The organism is Fundidesulfovibrio butyratiphilus (genome assembly GCF_054657235.1).
The window spans coordinates 928,759-949,884 of record NZ_BAAHXA010000002.1 but is presented as its reverse complement, the minus strand read 5'-3'; the positions used below and the strand labels follow the sequence as shown (position 1 = coordinate 949,884).

The following is a 21,126-nucleotide window of genomic DNA, read 5'->3' as shown; positions in this document are numbered from 1 at the left end:
GGGACGACATCGGACGCGGGGAAACGCCGACGGCGCGGCGTGACGGCCGCCCCGCCCCGGCGACGCGCCGCGCAGGCGCCCGGCGGACCAGACGGCGGGCCGGGCGCGAGCGCCTCATACAAGGTGGCCGGCGGCCGAAGGAGACGGACTCCCCGGCCGCCGGACTCGACGACTTCGGGCTTGCGTCGCATCCCGGAGCGCCCCGGGCGCCTCGGGACGTGCCCTCTATTTCAAAATGTCGCCCGCGAAAGCGGCCGAGGCCGTTTTCGCGGCCGGCGACACTACAGGGCGGCGGTGAAAATGGCCTCCACATCCTTGTCCGTGGGGCAGCGCGGGTTGGTCAGGCCGCAGGCGTCCTTCTGGGCGTTCTGGGTCATGATGCCGATGTCTTCGGCCCTGACCTCCTTGCCGTAGCGCTTTCCAAGCTCCACCAGCCCGGTGGGGATGCCCACATCGGCGGAGAGTTCCTTGATGGCCTCCAGCGCCCTTTCGGCGGCCTTGCGCGGCGAAAGTCCCTCGATGTTTTCGCCCATGATCTTGGCCATTCGAGCGAACCGCTCAAGCTTGGCGATAAGATTGAACTTCTCCACATGCGGCAGCAAGATGGCGTTGCACTCGCCGTGGGGCAGGTCGTAAAAGCCGCCCAACTGATGGGCCATGGCGTGCACGTGTCCCAGGCTGGCGTTGTTGAAGGCCATGCCGGCCAGGTACTGGGCGAAGCACATGGCCTCGCGGGCCTCCAGGTCCTGGCCGTTGGCCACGGCCTTGCGCAGGTACTTGAAGACCAGTTCGATGGCCTTCTCGGCGCAGGCGTCGGTCATGGGAGTGGCGATGGTGGAGACATAGGCCTCCACGGCGTGGGTCAGGGCGTCCATGCCCGTGGCCGCGGTGAGCGCCGGAGGCATGCCCACCATGAGCATGGGATCGTCGATGGCCAGGTTGGGGGTGACGCGCCAGTCCACGATGGCCATTTTCACATGGCGGGAAAGGTCGGTGATGATGCAGAAACGGGTCATTTCCGAGGCGGTGCCGGCGGTGGTGTTCACGGCCAGGTAGGGAGGAAAGCGCTTGGTGGACTTGTCCACGCCTTCGAAGTCGTGAATCTTTCCGCCGTTGGCCACCACCAGGCCGATGCCCTTGCCGCAGTCGTGGGAGGACCCGCCGCCCAGGGTGATGATGCTGTCGCAGTTGTTGGCCTTGTAGATCTCCACGCCGGCGTGCACGTTGGCGTCGGTGGGATTGGGCACGGTTTCGTCGAAGACCACGTAGTGCATGTCAGCCGCGTCGAGCAGGTCGGTGATGTGCTTGCAGATGCCGGCGCCTACGATGCCCTTGTCCGTTACGATGAGAGGCTTGGCTCCGTCGAGGGCCTTGATCCGTTCGGGAATCGAGTTGGACGCGCCGATGCCGATCAGGGTGACGCGGGGAATGAAAAATCCATAGACTTGTTCGTTGACGGCCATGATGCCTGCCTCCTTGGGTTGGTGTTCCGGGCTGGGCGTACTTCTCCTTTCGGGCTTTTTCCTAAGAAAGCAACTTTCAGGCCAGCGCTTTATATGAATATATTCAATAGGTTAAAACGACTAAGCGTCCCAAGGGATGACCACGGGCTCCTTTTGTCCATGCGAAACCGGACAAAACGACTCCCCGCGCCCGCCCCTGGGACACGCCCGGACGAATGAAGTCCAACAATCACGGATCAATAGAAAACGGTGAGACAAAATGACCGATTGGTAAGCCCGAGTGTGGCAATTTGGCTCACAACGCCACGGCGCGGACCGAAATTTTCGACATCGGACACATGAACCGGAAACCCGGACTGGAAAAGGCGGCTCCCGCCCGTCGCCGGACGCGCGCGGCAGGGGCTTCGTCATGGTCCGGCCGCGCGGTCCGGGTGGGGCCGCGCGGCCGGGGAGCGGGAGGAGCCGGGCGTTTCGGGGTCGCCGACCGGGAATGGCCAACCCCGGACCGGCCCCCTCCTGCTCGCCTCCGTCCTGCGGACGTCAGCCTCCGGGTTGGGCTACACCAGCCGTCCCACCTGGTAGATGGCCACCGCCACCAGGAACCCCAGCGCGGTGTTGGCCACCACGGCGAATCCGGCCCACTTCCAGGAGGCTTCCCTGGCTATGGCCACCACGGTGACGAAGCACGGGGCGTAGAGGATGGTGAAGGCGATCAGCGACAGGGCCACGAGGGGCGAAAACGCCGGATCGGCGGCGATGCGCTCCGTCAGGGAACCGGCCTCCTCGGGGTCGACCTCACCCAGGGCGTAGGCCGTGCCCAGGGTGGAGACCACCACTTCCTTGGCCGCGATGCCGCCGATGAGCGCGATGTTCACCCGCCAGTCGAAGCCGGCCAGCCCGCTGACGCCCTCCAGGGCCACTCCCAGGCGTCCGGCCAGGGAGTTGCGCAGGGCCGCTTCGGCCTCGCGGTTGTCGATCTCGTCGAGCTTGGCCTGCCAGGGGTCCTCGGGTTCCTCGGCGGCTTGGTCGGATGGCCCCGCCGGCTTGTCGGGCGCGACCCCGGCGGCCGGTTCGGACGCGTGTTCGGGCTGGACCGGGGCCTTGGCCACGTCGGTCCTGTCGGCCCCGTCGGTCCGGGGAGCGGCGTCGGCCCCCGCCTCGGCGTTCCCGCCCGTGGCCGCTTCCATCGCGGCGCCCACGGCGGCGCGCTCGGCCTCGAAGGCGGCCGCCTTGTCTTCGGGCAGGCCCGGAAAGGTCATGGCCGCCCACATGAGAATGGAGATGGCCAAAATCACCGTGCCGGCCTTCTTGATGTACTGCCAGGCCCGTTCCCAGGTGTGGATGCAAAGCCCCCGGAAGGTGGGCAGACGATAGGGGGGCAACTCCATGATAAAGGGAGTGCCCTCCCCGGCGATGACCGTGGACCGCCACAGTCTGGCCACCAGCAGGGCCGCGCCCCAGGAGGCCAGGGTGATCAAAAACAGGGCCGCGCCGCCCCCTTGTGGGAAAAAGGCCGCGATGAGGAGCAAGAAGACGGGAATTTTGGCCCCGCAGGCCATGAAGGGCGCGGCCAGGATGGTGGCCAAGCGCTCCTTGGGGCTGCGCAGGGTCCGGGCGGCCATGACGCCGGGCACGGCGCACCCGCCCGGGATGCCGCCGGAAATGATAAAGGGCATGACCGAGCCGCCGTGCAGGCCGAAGGCCCTGAACACCCGGTCGAGCATGTAGGCCACGCGGGCCATGTAGCCCAGGTCTTCAAGAAACGAGAGTTGGAAAAACATGATGACGATAAGGGGCAGAAAGCCCAGCACCCCGCCCACGCCCGCGATGACGCCCGACACGAGCATCGAGTTCAGCAGCCCCTCGGGCAGGGTCGCGCCCACCCACGCGCCCAGCGCGTCGAAACCGGCCTCCAGCCAGTCCATAGGGTACTGCCCCACCAGGAAGGTGAGTTCGAACATGGCATAGAGCACGCCCAGCATGATAAGCGGACCGAGAACCCTCTGGGTGAGGAGACGATCGATCCTGTCTGACCCGGCGATGCGATCGTAGGCGGAATCGTACCGGAGCACCCCCTGGCGCAGGAGCGATGCGATGAACCCGTACCGATGGTCGGAAATAATCTCCTCCGGGTACGCGCCCAGGGTGGCCTCCACATGCCGGGACAACCGGGCGGCCATGTCTTCCAGGGCGGCCGAGGTCGGGCCGGCCGCACGGCCCATTTCGACGACATCCCGGTCGCCCTCCACGTACTTGAGAGCCAGCCAGCGCGCCGGGAACCGGTCGGTCAGGAAACGGTCCGCCTCGATGCGCTCCTCCATGCGCAAAAGGGCCTGGTCTATGTCCGCGCCGTAGGAAATCTCCAACGGTTTCCAGGCCCCGCGCCGTTTTTCGGCAAACGCCAGGGCCTCGCGCACCAGATCGTCCTTGCCCTCGCCCACGCGGGCCACGGTCTCCACCACGGGCGCGCCCAGCAGGCGCGAAAGAAGCTTGGTGTCGAGTACCAGATTGCGCCGGCGCACTTCGTCCATCATGTTGAGGGCCAGAACCACCGGCACGCCGAGCTCCATCAATTGGACCGTCAGGTACAGGCTGCGCTCCAGGGTCCCGGCGTCCAGCACGTCGATCACGCAACTGGGCTTTTCGTCCACGAGAAAGGCCCGTGCGGCCAATTCGTCGGCGCTGTAGGCGGTCAGGGAGTACATGCCGGGCAGGTCCACCACGGAAAACTCCCGCGCGCCCACCCACAGTCGGCCCTCGCGCTTTTCCACGGTGACGCCGGGATAGTTGCCCACGTGCTGCCGGGCCCCGGTAAGGGCGTTGAACATGGTGGTCTTGCCGCAGTTGGGATTTCCGGCCAAGGCGAAGGTAAACGTCGGGGGCATGGACTATTCCTCCGTGTCGACCAGGATGTGGTCGGCTTCGCTGTTGCGCAGGGTCAGGGTGAAATCCCGCAGACGCAGGGCCACGGGATCGTGCAGGGGCGCCCTGCCCATGACCGTGACTTCGGTTCCCGGCACGATTCCCAGGTCCCGGATGCGCCGACCCAGTTCTCCCTTGGCGCTTATGGCGCGCACGCGGGCTTTCTGATTGACGCGCAGTTCGCGCAAGCACACTCCTTGGGGCATGTCGTCCTCCTTGTTGATTATTTTCCGGAGCCCTGGGGCGCGACCGACAAGGCCTCGGCCAGGGCTTCTCCGTCTCCACCGGAGGCCTTCACGCGGTATAGGGCCGCGTCGCACCGGGACACCAGGGACCGCGCTGGGCACGTGGCGTCCAGGGTCTGCGCGATCACGGCCACTTCTTCGGAATGGGCCAGGGTGTGACGGTCCTTGGCGTCGATGGCCCGGCCCAGGGACTCGGCCAACTGGTGGACGATCCCGGTGACCGCGCACGCCCCGGCGCAGGCCTGAAGCGCGCCGTCCGGGGGACATTGCAGGTCGTGATGGGGACTTTTGAGCATCATGGAATCCTCGTGAACCGTTGCCGGCCGCATTGCGGGAGCGCCCGCTTGACCGGACGTTCCGGCGCAACGATGGCTTTCGCGGGGCTCCGGTCGTCGTTGGACGCGTTGATAACGAAAATGATTTTCATAATCAACTAAAAACAGGCCGTCGGCATTTTCCGTTCGGCAAAAGGGCGCGCACTCGGACGGCCACGCCTTCCGGCCACACACCGCCGTCAGGCGAAACCGCGCGGACACCGCCGGTTGGGCAAGGGAGGTATTGAGGAGGGTGGGGAGAAGGACATCTCCCCTTTCACGAAACAGGCCGGAAGAGACAGCGTCCCTTCCGGCCCGGCGTCAGTTCGCGCTCACGCCCTCTTTCGGCCTTTTGACCCGAAAGATCATGGCGTAAAGCGCCGGAGTGAACAACAGCGTGAGCACCGTGGCCACGAGCAGCCCGCCCATGATGGCCACGGCCATGGGCCCCCAGAACACGTTGCGCGACAGGGGGATCATGGCCAAAATCGCGGCCAGGGCCGTAAGCGCCACGGGACGGGCCCGACGGATGGTGGCGTCCACCACGGCCTCCCATTCGGACATGCCGCCCTCCCGATCCTGGGCGATCTGGTCCACCAGGATGACGCTGTTGCGCATGATCATGCCGGCCAGGGACAACACGCCCAGCATGGCCACGAAGCCGAAGGGCTGATGAAAGGCCAGAAGCGCCCCGACCGCGCCGATAAGGCCCAAGGGCGAGGTGGCCAGCACCAGGAGCAGGCGGGGAAAGTTCTGCAACTGCATCATAAGCAGCAGGAGCATCACCCCGGCCGACAGCGGCAGCAGGACCACGATGGAACGGTTGGCCTTGGCGCTCTCCTCCAGCGACCCGCCCACCTCGATGCGGTAGCCGGGAGGCAGCTCCTTCTTGATGGGGCCCAGCCTGGACAGAATGCGCGTGGCCACGTCCGGGGGCTGCACCCCCTGGGCCACCTCGGCCCGCACGGTAATGACCAGATCCCGGCTTTGCCGCCAGAGAATGGGTTCCTCCTGGACGTATTCGATCTTGGCCACCTGGGACAGGGGAATGATGCGTCCGTTTTGCGCGGCGATGGTCAGGTCGGGCAAGAGTTCGGGACGCAGCCTTTCCTCGGGGGTGGCCCGCACCACCACGTTCACCAGTTCGATGCCGTCGCGCACCTGGGTGACGGTCACGCCGGAAAGCAGCATGCGCAAGGCGTCGGCGATGTCCTGCGGGGTCAGTCCCAGCGCCCGGGCCCGGTCCTGGTCCACCACCAGGCGCACGGCCTTGGCCTGTTCGTTCCAGTCCAGGTTGACGTCGCGGGTGTCGGGGTCGGCGCGCATCACGTCGCGCACCGTGTAGGCGATCTGGCGCAAGACGAGCGGGTCCGTGCCGATGACCCGGAACTGCACGGGAAAACCCACCGGCGGTCCCAAAAACAGGGTGGTCACCCGCACCCGGGCCTGGGGCAGTCCGCCCCGGGCGGCGTAGGCCTCCACCCGGGCCTTGACCCGGTCCCGGGCCCGAGCGTCCGCCGTGTTCAGCACCACCACGCCATAGCTCGGATTGGGCAGTTCCGGGGCCATGGCCAAAAACCAGCGCGGCGCGCCGGACCCGATGTAGCTCGTATAGGTCGTGACTTCCGGGTCCTTCTTCACGAAGGCCTCCATGGCGTCCACGGCCTTGGTGGTGGCCTGGATGCCCGAGCCCTCGGGCAGGCGCAACTCCACCAGGAGTTCGGGGCGGGTGGAGGCGGGAAAAAACTGGCGCGACACGAAAAACGATCCGACAATGGCCAGCGCGAAGAGCAGGGCCGTGGCCGTCACCACGACCGCGCGGCGTTCCACGCACCAGACCACCACCCGGCGCAACCGGCGATAGATGGGCGTCTCGTAGATGGCGTGGGGATTTTGCGCGTCGGCCTTGTGAAAGTCCGGCAACAGCTTGTAGCCGAGATAGGGCGTGAACACCACGGCCACGAACCAGGAGGCCACCAGGGCGATGCACACCACCCGGAAGATGCCGCCCGCGTATTCGCCGGAGGCCGACCGGGCCAAGCCCACGGGCAAAAATCCCGCCGCCGTGACCAGGGTGCCGGTGAGCATGGGGAAGGCCGTGGCGGTCCAGGCGAACGTGGCGGCCGATATGCGGTCCAGGCCCTGTTCCATTTTCACCACCATCATCTCCACCGAAATGATGGCGTCGTCCACCAAAAGCCCCAGGGCGATGATGAGCGCACCCAGGCTCACGCGCTCCAGGCTCATGCCCAGGGCGTCCATGACCGTGAGCACCACGGCCAGCACCAGGGGCACGGCCAGGGCCACCACCACGCCCGTGCGCCAGCCCAGGGAAAGAAAGCTCACGCCCAGCACGATGATGAGGGCCTCGGCGAAGGAGCGCAAAAACTCGTTGACCGATTCGTCCACCACCTGGGGTTGATCGGCCACCCGGTCCACCTCGTAGCCCAGGGGCAGGTTTTCGCGAATGCGCTCCATGGCCGCGTCCAGGCGCTCGCCAAAGCGCAGGATGTTGGCCCCCTTGGCCATGACCACGCCCAGAGCGATGGCCGGTTGTCCCGCGTGGCGCACCACGAAGCTCGCCGGATCCTCGGGCCCGCGGGTGAACGTGGCGATGTCGCCCAGGCGAAAGATGCGCTCCCCGGCCCGCACGGGCACGGCGGCCAGGGCGTCCACGCCGGTGAGCGCGCCGTCCACGCGCAGGCGGATGGTGTCGGCGTCGGTTTGCAAGTCACCCGCCGAGGCCACGGCGTTCTGCTTGGCGATGGAGGAAAACACCGTTTGAAGCGGAATGCCCAGGGTGGCCAGCTTGGCGTGGCTGACTTCCACATAAATGCGCTCGGCCTGGTCGCCGTAGAAGCGCACCTTGGTCACGCCCGGCACGCGCAAAAGCTCCTGACGCAGGGTCTCGGCCTCGTCCTTGAGCTGGCGCATGGTGAAGTCCTTGCCGGTGAGCAGGTAGAGCACGCTGTCCACGTCGCCGAACTCGTCGTTGAAAAAGGGTCCCAGCACCCCGGACGGCAGGCTGGCCGTGATGTCGCCCACGCGCTTCCTGGCCTGGTACCAGCACTCCCCCACCTGCGAGGGTGGGGTCGAATCGGCCAGCACCAGGTGCAAGACGGTCACTTCGGGCCGGGAATAGGTCTTCACCTTGTCGAAATACGGCACTTCCTGAAGCTTCTTTTCCATGGGGTCGGCCACGAGACGGCGCATCTCGTCCGCCGTGGCTCCGGGCCACTTGGCGGTGATGATCATGTCCTTGACCGTGAAGTCCGGGTCCTCGGCCCGCCCCAGGTGCACGTACGACCACGCGCCCGAACACGTCACCAGCAGGATGAGAAACAGGGTGAGCGCCCGGTGGTTCACCGCCCATTCGCTCAGGTTGAAGCGCTTCATCGCCCGGCCTCCTCCGGGGTCCCGGCATCGGTTCTGACCGCCGATTCCTCGAGGCGCACCCGGACGCCCGGGTCGAGCTTCTGCACCCCGGCCGTCACGGCCACTTCGCCGTCCTTCAGCCGACCGCGCACGTAGGCGTCGCTGTCGGTGTAGTGATCCACCGTGACCGGCCGCAGGCTTATGGAGCCGTCCGCCGGGTCGACGATCCACAGCCCCGGCCCGCCGCCCTGGTCGAACACGGCCGAAAGGGGCACCCGGGCGGTCGCGGCCGCGGCCGGGTCGGAAAGGTGCAGCGTGGCGGTCATGCCCAGGCGCACGGTCGAGTCGGCGTCCGGCAGGACGTAGCGCACGGCGTAGGTGCGGGCGGCCGCGTCGGCGGCGGGGGCCACCTCGCGCAGCACGGCCTTGTGGCGCGCGTTGTCGTCGGCCCAAAGCGTCACCTCCGCCGAAGACCGCCTGAGGTCGGCCAGCCGGCTTTCCGGGATGTCCACCAACACTTCCCTGTCGCCCTTGCGGGCCACGCTGACCACGGTCTGCCCCGCCGCCACAACCTGCCCGGGTTCGGCGCTCACGGCCGTGACCACGCCGTCTCCGCTGGAGAGCAGGCGCGCGTAGCCAAGCTGGCGCCGGGCCAGATCCAGGGAGCGCTCGGCCCGTTCCAGGCGCGAGCGAGCTTCGTCGGCGGCCAGGTGGCGCTGGTCGTAGTCGGACTGGCTGACCACGCCTTGGCGCAACAAGGTGGCAAAGCGCTTTTCGTCTGTAACGGCCCGATCCCGGTTGGTGGTCGCGGCCATGCGTTCGGCCTGGGCGCTCTCCATGGAAAGGCGCAGGTCCTTGTCGTCCAGAACGGCCAAGTCTTGGCCCTGACGCACGCGGTCGCCCACGTCCACCAGACGCTTTTCGATGCGCCCGCCCACGCGGAAGGCCTCGCGCACCTCGTGGCGCGGGACCACCACGCCGGAATAGGTGCGCTCCCCGCCGCCGCGCGCCAGCTCCAGGCGCATGGTCTTGACCACGGGCCTGGCCTGGACGGGCGCGGCCTTGTCCCGACAGCCGGAAAGGCCCGTAACCGCCAGCGCGGCGCAGGCCAGCCCCAGGAGCAACGCCCGAAGCGTCGCCCGGGATATGATGTGTGTGACCGTCTTCTGTCTCATGGGTGTGCTCGCGTGCGCGCCGGACGTGTTCCTCAGGCCCGCAGGCCGTGAAAAACCAGGTCCAGCAGATTGCCGAGACGATGCTCGGTGTCGCCCGTGGGGCCATCCTCTTCCATGAGGCGCTCCACGATGTTGGGATAGATGAAAACCGTCACCGCCTCGAGCAGGGATTCGGCCATGGCCCGCGTGTCCATGCTTCGAAATTCGCCCGAGGCCACGCCGTGGTCCAACAGGCTGGACAGATGCCCCTCCATGCGTTCGGCATGGCTCTGGATCACCGACCAATGCTCGTCCATGGCCGAAACCACCATGTCGTGCAAACGGCGGTCCTTGAGCACGTTGTCCTTCACCGCCCGATGGTATTCGAACAGCAAACGCTCCAACCGTTGAGCGGCGGTTCCGGGTCGGGCGAGCGTTTCCTGGCAGCGGGCCTCGATGCGGCGCACCAGGCGCTCGCAAATGGCCTCGTTGATGGCCGCCTTGGCGGGGAAATACCGGTAGACGTTGGCCGGGCTCATGGAAAGCGCCCGGGCGATGTCGGCCACGGTGGTCTTGGCGTACCCCACCCCGCGAAACAGGGCCTCGGCGGTTTCGATGATGCGGTTTTGCATGGCCCGCGCGTCCGGCGCGGGCGTTTTCTTGCGTCCCATGGCGGGTCTCTGGGTGGGCGTCCCACCCGGGTTGTTTGGTGAAAAAAAATTTCTGATGAATTTTATAAATCATCATTTTTCACTGTCAAGCACAGTTCTCCCAAGGAGGCCTGGCGACCACTCCGCGCTGGCCGTGAAAAGGGACTCTTGCAACGCCTTGGTCGGGCCGGGCCGGGTCTGGTTCGCCGGCCCGACCAACCAAGATTTTTTCGCGGAAAAGGGTACGGAGGGCCAATAGCGGCTTGTCGAAGCCAAGCGGCTTTCGCTAGTATGCCGGGGCGTCGCCCATCCTTCGCCTCACGCGCGCGAAACCGCGACCCCGCCAGCCCCGACGCGGGCGGTTGATCGCGGAAATGCAACCTCTGGAGCCTCTCCATGACCGACACCCGGGGAAACCTGCCCAACGACACGCTGTTGCGCATCATCGCCATACAGACCCGGATCGTCCAACTCGGCCTGGACCTGGGCGGCGTGATGGCGTTTGTGGCCGAAGAGCTGCTCGAACTCACCGAGGCCGACGGAGCCATCGTCGAACTGGCCGAAGACGACGAGGTGGTGTACCGGGCGGTTTCCGGCATGGCCAAGGACCTGCTCGGGCTGCGGCTCAAGCGCGCGGCGAGCCTTTCGGGATTGTGCATCGAAAGCGGCAAGATTCTGGTATGCCGGGACTCCGAGACCGACCCGCGCGTGGACAAGATCGCCTGCCGCCGGGTGGGCTTGCGCTCCATGGTCGTGACCCCGCTCGTGCACGAGGAAGCGGCCGTGGGCGTGGTCAAGATCGCCTCGGCCGAGCCGAACTTCTTTACCGACCGGCACGTGGAAATTCTGAAGATGACATCCGGCCTGATCGCCTCGGCCATGTTTCACGCGGCCAAGTTCGAGATCAAGGAACTCTACCGTCAGGCCACCCACGACATGCTCACCGGCCTGGCCAACCGGGCCCTGTTCTACGACCTGCTGCGCCAGCACATGGCCCGGGCCAGGCGCGGCAGCGCCGCCATGGCCGTCCTCAACCTGGACATGGACGGCCTCAAGGACATCAACGACCGCCACGGCCACCGGGCGGGCGACGCCGCCATACGCGAGATGGCCAGGCGGATCGAAAGCTGCGTCCGGGAGTCCGACCTGGCGGCCCGCCTGGGCGGGGACGAATTCGGGGTCATCCTCCCCCACGTGGGCGGACGCGAGGACGCCGCCCAGGCCGCCAAACGCTGCGCCCAGGCCATAGAGCGCCCCTTTCATTTCGAGCGTACGTCCCTCCCTCTCGAAGTCAGCATCGGCCTGGCCATGTACCCCGACGACGCCCAGGACCTCGACGCCCTGCTGGATGAAGCGGACCGGTCCATGTACGCGGTCAAGAAATCCAGAAAAGGCGACAAGACCCGCTAGCGCCCGGCCGAAACCCACGGTCCCAAGGTCTGTGCGACCACCGCCCGGCGAAACGCGAACCCGTCCCCCCGAACCGCGGTTCGCAGCGGCCCGGCGCGGACTTTCGCGCCTCGACGCGGCCACCGGAAAGGTGCCGACAGACCGACAGCCCTGCCTGCTCCGGCGTCGCCTTGACACGGGAGACGTCTTTTGGCACAAACTGAACCAATCCCTGAAAAGTTTCGCATTCTCGAGGAGGTGGCCATGTTTTCGGTACTGGAAGGCAGCAAAAACAACATCCTGGCCGTGGAAATATCGGGCGGGTATACGAAAAACGACGTGGACGAACTCAAGAAGATCTTTGAAGCCGTTCTTGCCAAAGGCCAGACCAAAGTGAACTTCCTGGTGAAGATCGACCGGATGTCGATACGGGAAAGCGAATTCGGCGCGTTTGTGGAGGACGCCCGCTACGCCTTGAGCCACATCAAGGAAATCGGCCTGATCGCCGTCGTCGGCAAAAGCGACGTGCAGAAATTTCTGACCAAAGTGGACAACCTGGTCTTCGGCAGCCCGGAAAAGGGGCGCATCGAAAAATATTTCGACGTCGCCGACCTGCAAAGCGCCTGGGATTTCGTGAAAGGACAAGCCGACTGACGACAAGACCGCGCCGCCCAGGCCACAGACGGCCAGGCGCTTGCGGCGCCATGTTTCGGATATCGCCCCCCGGGGGTGCCCGCATCGAAAAGGCCCCCGGGAGGGAAAAGGCGACGGGCAAACCCGCTCGAACTCACGCGTTGTCCGCCGAAGCCGCCCGGGCCCTGGCCGCCTTTTCCCGCTGGCGTTTCTCGGTCAGGCAGGAGATCCCCTCGCCGGCCATGGCCGGACGAAAACAGAAGCTGTCCGACACGCAGGCCGAAGGTCGCCGGTCGCCGGACTTCCACCGGGCCACCAGATCCGGTTCCCGGATAAGCGGACGGCACAGCGACACCGCGTCGCACACGCCCTCGGCCACCAGCTCGCTCGCCGCCTCCAGGGAGCGAATCCCGCCCACCAGAAGGAGCGGCAGGTCGCATTCGGCCCTGACCCGCGCCGCCGCCCGCCGGAAATAGCCTTCGTCCCCGGGGGACTTGATACGCAGTTGGCGCACCGGCCCCAGCCGCCCGGAATCGCCCGTGCCACCGGAAAGCTCCACCGCGTCCGCCCCGGCCGGTCCCAGCCACGAGGCCACCCGGGCGGCCTCGTCCACGCTGAAACCGCCGGGCAGGCAGTCCTCGCTGTTGATCTTGACCAGCACGGGGAAATCGTCCCCCACGGACCGACGCACGCCGCGCACCACGTCCAACAGCGCGCGGGCCCGGTTCTCCAGGCCGCCGCCGTAGTCGTCCGTCCGGGCGTTGTAGGCGGGCGAAAGAAACTGGCTCAACAGGTAGCCGTGGGCGGCGTGAATCTCCACCGCGTCGAAGCCGCACTCCCGACACAGGGCCGCAGCCGTGGCGAAGGCCCGGACGGTCCGTTCGATCTCGACGACGGTCATGGCCCGGAAGCCTTCGCCATCCGAGGGCCCCAGGGCTTCGCACCCGGAAAGCGCGGTGACGGCCGCCTTGCCGGCGTGGGCCAGTTGGACGGCGATCTTCGCGCCCGCCGCGCGTACGGCCCCGGCCAGGTCGGTCAGCCCGGGACGCATGGCCGGATCGTGCGCGCCAAGCTGCCAGGGACTGGCCTGACCCTGTTTGAGCACGTAGGCGTGCCCGGTGATGACCAGCCCCACCCCTCCCTCGGCCAGACGAACCAGCAAGCGGGTGAGTTCCGGCGTGACCCGCCCGTCCTCGGCGGCCAGTCCCTCCCAGGTGGCGGCGCGCACGAACCGGTTGGGCAGGGTCAGGCGTCCCAGGGTCACGGGGGCGAACATGTCGACGCAGGGAACGGATTTCAAGGGATCGGGGAACATGAAAGAGGCCTCCTTGATGGGGGGGCGCGGGCGAACGAACGGCCCGGACAGGCGCTTGCGCCGGAAAAGAAAACCAGAGGGTTCGCGGCCCTTTATAGCCGCTACCGCGCCGGGCGGCAAGGGCCCCCGGACGCGCCTAGGCCCGTCCCCAACGATTGCCAGCAGTTGCGAAAGCCAAAGCGAGGGAGCGCATGCCCGGACGAAGAAACGCGCCTCGCCTGGACACAGGAGCCGCACTGACCAAGGAACTTCTCGCAGCAGCAGCGGAAACACGGCGCGCAATGGACAGGAAGGCTGGCACTGTGTATAAAAATACTATTTTGGAACGATTTTATTTGATATATCAATAAATAGGCGGCGCGCTGCCAAACCGGGAAACACTCGCTCCACGCGGACCGCGAAACGCCCGGGCCGACACCCCGCCGGACGCCACAAAGGAGTTCCCTATGCCGTTCTTGCAATGGAGCGACGACCTCTCCATTGGAATTCCCGAGATCGACGCGCAACACCAGTCCCTGGTGGAGATGCTCAACTCCCTGCATGACGCGGCGGAAAACGGCGACGCTTCCGCCTACCCGGCCACCGTGAAAAAGATGAAAGAGTACGCCATCATGCACTTTTCCACGGAAGAGCGGCACATGAAACGGCACAAGTATCCCGATCTTTTCGACCACATGGCGGAACATGCGTTTTTTGTCTCGAAAGTGAAGGATTTTACGGCCTCGACCGCCGAAGAAATCCAGATGCTGCCCGCCGTGCTCGACTTCCTGAAGCAGTGGCTGGCCGGCCACATCAGCGGCGTCGACGTCAAAATGGGACACTTTCTGCGGGACAAGATGGGAGCCTGACATCGCGGCCAGCGACGAAAACGCCTGACCGGGAAACGACGATTCACAAAAGATTTGCCCGGGCGCGACCTTGTGGACTATCTGTTCGGAAAGCCGCCGGCGAACGCCTTCACCACCATCCCCAACCCTTGGGAGGCCACCCATGACGAGCCAGACCGACGCCCCGGCCACCACCCTCGGGGCCGATCTCGCCGTACGCGTTCTCGAACAGATCCCCACGCCCATCATGGCCGTGGACATGGACTACAAAATCATCTTCATGAACGCCGTGGGGCGCGAGCTCACCGGACTTTCGTGGGACAAGCTGCAGGGCGCGCCCTGTTACGAGGTATTCCACTCGCTGCACTGCGGCACTCCCGAATGCTGCATGGCCAAGGCCTGGGCGGCAGGCCGGCCTTTTTCGGCCTTGAACGAAGCGGAATTGGGCGGCCGAAAAACCCCCATCGAATACTCGGCCACTCCGCTCAAGAACGCCCAGGGACAAATCGTGGGCGGCCTGGAATACATTCTCGACATCACCGAGCGGGTGCGGGCCGAAAAAAAACTGCGCGAGCAAAGCCGCACCATTCAGGAAATCTCCACCCCGGCCATCAGCCTGTGGGAGGGCATCGTGGTGCTGCCCGTGGTGGGCGTGGTGGACTCCGTGCGGGCCAAGCAGATGATGGGCGCCATGCTGGGCAAGATCAAGGAGACGGCGGCCAAGATCATCATCCTGGACATCCAGGGCGTGGCCGCCGTGGACACCGCCGTGGCCAACCATCTGATCAAGATCACCAAGGCCACCAAACTCATGGGCTGCCGCTGCATCATTTCGGGGATTTCCCCGGCCGTGGCCGAAGCCATCGTGCAATTGGGCATCGACCTGGGCGACGTCGCCACCAACTCGACCCTGCGCGACGCCCTGAGCGACGCCTTCGCCCTGCTGCACATCGACGTGAAGAGGACCAAATGACCGACCCCCCGGGCGAAAGACCGTCCGCGCGGCCGCGCCGGGTCCCCAGGCGGACCGCGCCCCGGAAGCGGCCATGACCGCAAATTCCGGCAACCGGGTTTTGGAGGGCGTGCTTGTGGTCAACGCCCCGGACGACTGCGAAGACCAGGCCTTCGCGGCCATGCGTCGGCGCGTGTTGGCCGACGTGCACACCCAGGCCGCCCGCGCCCTGGTCATCGACATGTCGCGGGTGGAGATGCTCGACTCGACGCTGTTCTCCATCCTGAGCGAAACGGCCCGCATGGCCGGCTTGCTGGGCGCCAGGACCGTGTTCGCCGGCTTCCAGCCCGGCGTGGTTTCGGCGCTCATCGACCTGGACGTGGCCTGCTCCGACATCGAAAGCGCCCTGAATCTCGAAGACGCCTTCGAGCTTTTGCGCGCGCTCCCGACCGAGTCCGATCCCCCGGAGGACTCGCCCCAGGCCCCTGGCGACGCCGAGGCCGAAACCCCGCCGGAAGGGACCCCGCCGCCGCTTCCGTCCGCCATGGACCCGGGTCGTGGTCGCGACTGAGCGCCCGGCGGTCGTCTTTCTGGACATCCGGGAGAGCGCGGACAACGCCCTGGCCATCAGCGCGGCGCGCAAGCTGGCCAGGGAGCTGGGCTTTACGGAAACCGAGGAGTTTCTCATCGCCACCGCGGTTTCGGAGCTGGCCACCAACATCCTGCGCTACGCGGGCACGGGTCAGGTGACCCTGCGCTCCCTGAAAAACGGCCAAGGGCGCGGGGTGGAGGTGGTGGCCATGGACAGCGGTCCCGGAATAGAGAACCTGGAAAACGCCATGCGCGACCATTTCAGCACCGGCGGCAGTCTGGGGCTGGGCCTGCCCAGCGTCAAACGCATTATGGACCAGTTCGTCGTGGAGGCTCGCCCCGGGGGAGGAACGATCTGCACGGCCCGCAAATGGTTGGACACCCCATGCTCATAGCGAAATGCCATTGCGTAAAGTCCGCCCTCACCGGAGCGCCCGACGAATGCGGCGACATCGGGGTCATCCGCGAGGGACCGGACGCGTGTTTCGTGGCCCTGGTGGACGCCCTGGGTCACGGAGTCGCCGCCGCGGAAGTGGCGGCCCTGGCCGAAGCGTTCCTCGCGGCCAACCCCGCGCGGGAGCTTGACGCCCTCATGAACGGCCTGCACGATCACTTGAAGGGTTCACGGGGCGCCGTGGCCTTTCTGGCCCGCCTGGACCTTTCCACCGGGGAGCTTCGGTACTGCGGGGTGGGCAACATCACCGCCAAGATCTTCGGCGCGGACGACCCCGTGCGTCTGATCTCGCGCGACGGCATCGTGGGCTACATGATGTCCACGCCCCGCGAAGGCTCGCACGCGCTGGGACCGGGCGACATTCTCATGCTCTGCTCCGACGGCGTGCGCGACCACTTCGAATTGTTCGACCACCCCGGACTCTTGCGGGGACAGGCCCGGGACATCGCCGAGAACGTGCTGCAAGCCCTGTCCAAGGGCGACGACGACGCCTCGTGTCTGGTCATGCGGGTGAGCCGATGATCGTTTTGGTGGAATTCGCCGTGGACACGGCGGAAACCTTCAACGAATCCCGGCGCAAGATGCTGCGCCTGGCCAAACGCCTGGGCTACGACGCCATCGGCTCGTCCCGGCTGACCACGGCTTTTTCCGAAATCGTTCGTCCCCTGGCCGGACGGCCTCCCGTGACCGTGCGCCTGGGCCTGACTCCCGTCACGCGCGGGTACGCCCTGGCCGCGACCTTTTTCGGAACGCGGACGCCGGCCCGGCAGGTGGGCCGATTCTTCGACTGGACGCAAGAGCTGGACGACTCGGCCGGGTTCCAGGCGTTCCGCTATCTTCCCGACCAGACCCTGGAGCCCTCCCCGGACTTTCTGGACGAACTGCGCGAGATGCTGGCCAAGCCCTCGCGCGAAGAGCTGTTGCTGGCCCTCAAACGTCAAAACGACGCCCTGGAAGGCGAAATCGCGGAGCGCCGCAGGACCGAAGAGGCCTTGCGCCACAGCGAAAGCCGCATCCAGGCGGTGCTGGAGGGCACCCCCGACCCGCTGATTCTTGTGGACCGGGAAGGGCGCCTCATCTACCTGAACTCCCAGGCGGAAAAAACCTTCGGCTACGCCCGCGACGAACTTCTGGGCCGCTCGGTGGACGCGCTCGTGCCCATGGAGCGCAGACCCGACCACGCGCGCAGGGTCCGCGAATTCGTGCTCCAGGGCCGAACCCTGAGCCTGGGCATGGATGCCGGCCTGGAAGCCGTATGCAAGGACGGACGGCGCATCGCCATCGACCTCAAGCTGAGCCCCATCGCCGGCGAGTCCGGGCCCCAGGTCATCGCGGCCATCCGCGACGTGACCGAGCAGAAAAAAGCCCTGGACGCGGTGCGCAAACTCTCCCTGGCCGTGGAGCAAAGCCCGGTCGCCGTGGCCATCACCGACCGGCAGGGCAACATCGAATACGTCAACCCGGCCTTTCTCTCCACCACCGGATACGCCGCCGAAGAGCTCATCGGACAAAATCCCCGGCTGCTCAAGTCCGGGCGCACCCCGGCGGAGGTGTACGCCTCCCTGTGGGACACCATCGGCTCGGGCGGCACCTGGCGCGGGACCCTGGTCAATCGCAAGAAAAATGGCGAGGAATTCTGGGAGAGCACGGTCATCGCCCCCATTTTTGGCGACAAGGGGGCCATCACCCACTTCGTGGCCGTCAAGGAAGACATTTCCGAACGCATCCGGGCCGAAGAGGAGCTCAAACGCCAACGCGCCCTTCTGGACACCCTGGTCAACGCCCTGCCCCTGGCGGTCTTCGCCAAGGACGTGGAAGGCCGATTCCAGGTTGCCAACGACTTCTTTTGCGCCCTGCTCGGCCGCAAACGCCAGGAGGTGAGCGGACTGACGGCCCGCGACGTGTTCGACCCGGACACGGCGCGCCACATCGAGCGCATCGACTGCCAAACCCTCGTGGAGTCCGGCGTGGTCACCGAGGAGGACTGGCGCAGCCATCCCGACGGCTCGCTTTCGCTCTACCACATGATCCGCGCGCCCATCCGCGGCGAAAAGGGAAGCGTCACCGGGCTGGTGGGGGCCTACATCGACATCACCGAGCGCAAGAAGGCCGAGGACGCCATCCGCGCCGCCCAGGCCGAAATGACCCTCATCTTCAACACCGCGGCCAGCGGCATGCGCGTGCTCGACACGAACTTCACCGTGCGCAAGGTCAACGACGCGTTCGTGGCGCTTTCGGGATTCAGCCGCGAAGAAGTCGTGGGACACAAATGCCACGAGTTCTTCGACGGCGGGGACTGCCATACCGAAGACTGCCCCCTGGCGCGCATCCTGGCCGGGGAGGAACGCGTCGAAGGCATGGTCATCAAGGCCCACCGGGACGGCACCCCCATCTATTGCGAGATGACGGCCACCAGACACCTCTCCCCGGACGGCGAGCTTCTGGGCATCATCGAGGACTTTCGCGACGTGACCGAGCGCATGAAGGCCCAGCACCTCCTGCGCCAGAGCGAAACCAAATACCGGGAGCTGGTGGAAAGCGCGAGCAGCATCATCCTCAAGCTCGACATGCGGGGCAACATCACCTTCTTCAACGAATTCGCCCAGAAATTCTTCGGGTTTAGCGCCGACGAGGTGGTGGGCCGGTCCATCGTGGGCACCATCGTGCCCCACTCCGAAAGCGGCGGACGCGACCTGGACGCCCTCTTGCAAGACATCATCCGCCACCCGGAACGCTACGAAAAAAACGAAAACGAAAACATCTGCAAGGACGGCGGCCGCGTCTGGGTGAGCTGGACCAACCAGGTGGTACGCGACGACATCACCGGCCAGGCCCGCGAACTGCTCTGCATCGGCCAGGACGCCAGCGCACGCAAAAAGGCCCAGGACGCCCTGGAAGACGCCATGGACGTCATTTCGGGCAGCATCCGCTACGCCAGCCGCATCCAGCGCGCGGTGCTACCCACGGGGGAGGACTTCGCCGCGGCCTTTTCCAGGCACTTCATTGTGTGGACCCCGCGCGACGTGGTGGGCGGCGACATCTACTGGACCGCCAAGTGGGGGGAGGGGGCGCTCTTCGTGCTGGGCGACTGCACCGGACACGGCGTGCCCGGCGCGTTCATGACCCTCATCTCCACCGGGGCGCTCTCGCGCGCCCTGGGCGAAGTGGAACCCGGTCGGCCCGGACCGCTCATGCGACGCGCCCACCAGCTCGTGCAGACCAGTCTCAACCAGCACGTGGACGGCGGCGACTCGGACGACGGCATGGAGCTTGGCATGTGCTACCTGGAACCGGGCGCCGAACACCTGATTTTCGTGGGGGCGCGTTTCCCCTTGTTCGTGGTGACCGGCAAGGATATCCTGGAAATTAAACCGGACCGGAAAGGCATCGGCTACCGGGGGTTGCCCTATGATCCGGAATTCACCGAACACCGCCTGGCCCTGGAACCGGGACTGCGCCTGTACATGGTGAGCGACGGGGTGTTCGATCAGGTCGGCGGAGAAAAACGACGCGGCTTCGGCAAGAACCGCTTCAAAGAACTTCTGGCCTCCCTGGCGGACGTCCCCTTCGAAGAGCACGGAGAGCGCATCTATCAGGCGCTTTGCGCCTACCAGGGAGACGAAAGCCGGCGCGACGACGTCTCCATCATGGGGCTTGAGTACTGAGCCCGCGCCGCAGGCGAAGACAAATTTTTTTATAGCGAAGCGACGCTCTCGCTTTTCTCCTTGCAACGGCATGCCCACGCCCCGCAAGGACGCGGCACAAGGCCCCCGAGCCGACAACGGGCGCTATCTGGAACCACGCGGCGGCGCGCCCCCCCACGCCGCCGGGATCGAACCCCGAACCGGGACTTCGCCGAAAACCGAGCCATGCCCAGACCGGGCGCGGGAGAAACAATGCTCGCCCAGTACATGTTGGCCTTTCGTAATTCCCTGCACGCACACGGCATCTCTTTCTGCTACAGCGGGTACATGACCGAAGAACTGCTGCTCGGCATCGGCAACACCATCAAGAAAAAGATGGAATTGACCGAAGTGGACAAAAAGAAGAGCAAATCCGTATTTTCTGTCTTCGTGGAGCAGATGCAAAACGTGATCCGCTATTCCGCCGAACGCGAGACCCACCAGGACAAGACGGATCTCTCCTATGGCATTCTGGCCGTGGGGGAGGAACAGGGCCGGCTCTTCGTCACCTGCGGCAACGTGGTGCGCGCCCACGACGCCGAAAAGCTCAAAGCCGGCCTGGACCGGATCAAATCCCTCGACAAGGAGGGCCTCAAGGCCCTGTGGAAGGAAACGCTCAAGGGCGAAACCCCCGAGGGCAGCAAGGGGGCGGGAGTGGGATTTATCGACATCGCCCGGCGCGCCCAGGGCGGCATCGAATACGACTTCGCCCCACTTGACGACCAGATGTCCTTTTTCACCCTCAAGGCCTTCATCGAGTAGGACGGGAAGAGAAACATGAGCACCCTGCAGATCAGCGCCACGGAACGATCCCCCGAAGTGTCCTTCGACTTCGCCAACAACGTCTTCCTGCTCAAAGGGGAATCCTACCCCGAAGACGTCAAGGATTTCTATGGCCCGGCCATCGAACGGCTGGAAAAACACCTGACCGACCTCGACGGGGCGGAGGTGACCTTCACCTTCGAATTCATCTACTTCAACAGCAGCACCGCCAAGGTGCTCATGGGCCTGTTCGACCTGCTCGACGCCACCGCGGAACGGGGCAACACCGTGACCGTCAACTGGGCCTTCGAATCCGACGACGACAACATGGAGGAACTGGGCGAGGAGTTCGGCGAAGACCTGGAGCACGCGACCTTCAATCTTCTGGCCCTGTAGT

At 65.8% G+C, this 21,126-nt stretch carries 18 protein-coding genes; 10 read left to right on the top strand and 8 right to left on the bottom strand.

What is annotated here, in order from left to right; all coding sequences use genetic code 11:
• Positions 1 to 281: 281 nt before the first annotated feature.
• The 7 genes from ACYQ01_RS15290 to ACYQ01_RS15260 all read right to left on the bottom strand — a co-directional run bounded on the left by ACYQ01_RS15290 (position 282) and on the right by ACYQ01_RS15260 (position 10,144).
• Entirely contained in the window at positions 282 to 1,463 is a 1,182-nt protein-coding gene (locus tag ACYQ01_RS15290) for an iron-containing alcohol dehydrogenase (RefSeq protein WP_459934723.1), read from the bottom strand.
• A 557-nt stretch (positions 1,464 to 2,020) separates the two neighbouring features.
• Positions 2,021 to 4,348: a ferrous iron transport protein B gene (gene feoB, locus ACYQ01_RS15285; RefSeq protein WP_459934722.1), complete on the bottom strand. Its 2,328-nt coding sequence runs from the start codon at positions 4,346 to 4,348 to the stop codon at positions 2,021 to 2,023.
• Between the two features lie 3 nt (positions 4,349 to 4,351).
• Entirely contained in the window at positions 4,352 to 4,591 is a 240-nt protein-coding gene (locus ACYQ01_RS15280; protein WP_459934721.1) for a FeoA family protein, read from the bottom strand.
• Positions 4,592 to 4,608: 17 nt separating this feature from the next.
• Complete coding sequence (locus tag ACYQ01_RS15275; protein ID WP_459934720.1) at positions 4,609 to 4,929, bottom strand: hypothetical protein; 321 nt, start codon at positions 4,927 to 4,929, stop codon at positions 4,609 to 4,611.
• Between the two features lie 336 nt (positions 4,930 to 5,265).
• The gene (locus tag ACYQ01_RS15270) at positions 5,266 to 8,340 is read right to left on the bottom strand and encodes an efflux RND transporter permease subunit (RefSeq protein WP_459934719.1); all 3,075 of its coding nucleotides are present in this window, start codon (positions 8,338 to 8,340) and stop codon (positions 5,266 to 5,268) included.
• Positions 8,337 to 9,494 (bottom strand): efflux RND transporter periplasmic adaptor subunit, encoded by a 1,158-nt coding sequence (locus tag ACYQ01_RS15265; protein WP_459934718.1) that lies wholly within the window; start codon positions 9,492 to 9,494, stop codon positions 8,337 to 8,339. The genes ACYQ01_RS15270 and ACYQ01_RS15265 overlap by 4 nt, the downstream gene beginning before the upstream one ends.
• Before the next feature lie 32 nt (positions 9,495 to 9,526).
• Positions 9,527 to 10,144 (bottom strand): TetR/AcrR family transcriptional regulator, encoded by a 618-nt coding sequence (locus ACYQ01_RS15260; RefSeq protein WP_459934717.1) that lies wholly within the window; start codon positions 10,142 to 10,144, stop codon positions 9,527 to 9,529.
• Positions 10,145 to 10,519: 375 nt separating this feature from the next.
• Between ACYQ01_RS15260 and ACYQ01_RS15255 the strand changes: the two genes are divergently transcribed.
• The gene (locus tag ACYQ01_RS15255) at positions 10,520 to 11,533 is read left to right on the top strand and encodes a diguanylate cyclase domain-containing protein (protein WP_459934716.1); all 1,014 of its coding nucleotides are present in this window, start codon (positions 10,520 to 10,522) and stop codon (positions 11,531 to 11,533) included.
• 243 nt (positions 11,534 to 11,776) lie between these two features.
• Positions 11,777 to 12,166, top strand: a complete 390-nt coding sequence (locus ACYQ01_RS15250; protein WP_459934715.1) for a SpoIIAA family protein — start codon at positions 11,777 to 11,779, stop codon at positions 12,164 to 12,166.
• Between the two features lie 133 nt (positions 12,167 to 12,299).
• Here ACYQ01_RS15250 and ACYQ01_RS15245 read toward each other — a convergent pair whose 3' ends face one another.
• Entirely contained in the window at positions 12,300 to 13,460 is a 1,161-nt protein-coding gene (locus ACYQ01_RS15245) for an NADH:flavin oxidoreductase (protein ID WP_459934714.1), read from the bottom strand.
• 446 nt (positions 13,461 to 13,906) lie between these two features.
• On the opposite strand from ACYQ01_RS15245, the gene ACYQ01_RS15240 reads away from it, so the two are divergent.
• From ACYQ01_RS15240 to ACYQ01_RS15205, 8 genes are all read left to right on the top strand, one after another.
• Entirely contained in the window at positions 13,907 to 14,308 is a 402-nt protein-coding gene (locus ACYQ01_RS15240; RefSeq protein WP_459934713.1) for a bacteriohemerythrin, read from the top strand.
• Between the two features lie 142 nt (positions 14,309 to 14,450).
• Positions 14,451 to 15,260 (top strand): PAS domain-containing protein, encoded by an 810-nt coding sequence (locus ACYQ01_RS15235; RefSeq protein ID WP_459934712.1) that lies wholly within the window; start codon positions 14,451 to 14,453, stop codon positions 15,258 to 15,260.
• Between the two features lie 73 nt (positions 15,261 to 15,333).
• A complete protein-coding gene (locus tag ACYQ01_RS15230; protein ID WP_459934711.1) occupies positions 15,334 to 15,810 on the top strand; it encodes an STAS domain-containing protein in 477 nt (158 codons plus the stop codon).
• Positions 15,797 to 16,225, top strand: a complete 429-nt coding sequence (locus ACYQ01_RS15225) for an anti-sigma regulatory factor (RefSeq protein ID WP_459934710.1) — start codon at positions 15,797 to 15,799, stop codon at positions 16,223 to 16,225. The genes ACYQ01_RS15230 and ACYQ01_RS15225 overlap by 14 nt, the downstream gene beginning before the upstream one ends.
• A complete protein-coding gene (locus ACYQ01_RS15220) occupies positions 16,216 to 16,806 on the top strand; it encodes a SpoIIE family protein phosphatase (RefSeq protein WP_459934709.1) in 591 nt (196 codons plus the stop codon). Before ACYQ01_RS15225 ends, ACYQ01_RS15220 begins: the two co-directional genes overlap by 10 nt.
• Positions 16,803 to 19,949, top strand: coding sequence for a PAS domain S-box protein (locus ACYQ01_RS15215; protein WP_459934708.1), 3,147 nt, complete (start codon positions 16,803 to 16,805; stop codon positions 19,947 to 19,949). Before ACYQ01_RS15220 ends, ACYQ01_RS15215 begins: the two co-directional genes overlap by 4 nt.
• A 231-nt stretch (positions 19,950 to 20,180) precedes the next feature.
• Complete coding sequence (locus ACYQ01_RS15210) at positions 20,181 to 20,729, top strand: SiaB family protein kinase (RefSeq protein WP_459934707.1); 549 nt, start codon at positions 20,181 to 20,183, stop codon at positions 20,727 to 20,729.
• A 15-nt stretch (positions 20,730 to 20,744) separates the two neighbouring features.
• Positions 20,745 to 21,125: a DUF1987 domain-containing protein gene (locus ACYQ01_RS15205; RefSeq protein WP_459934706.1), complete on the top strand. Its 381-nt coding sequence runs from the start codon at positions 20,745 to 20,747 to the stop codon at positions 21,123 to 21,125.
• Position 21,126 lies beyond the last annotated feature (1 nt).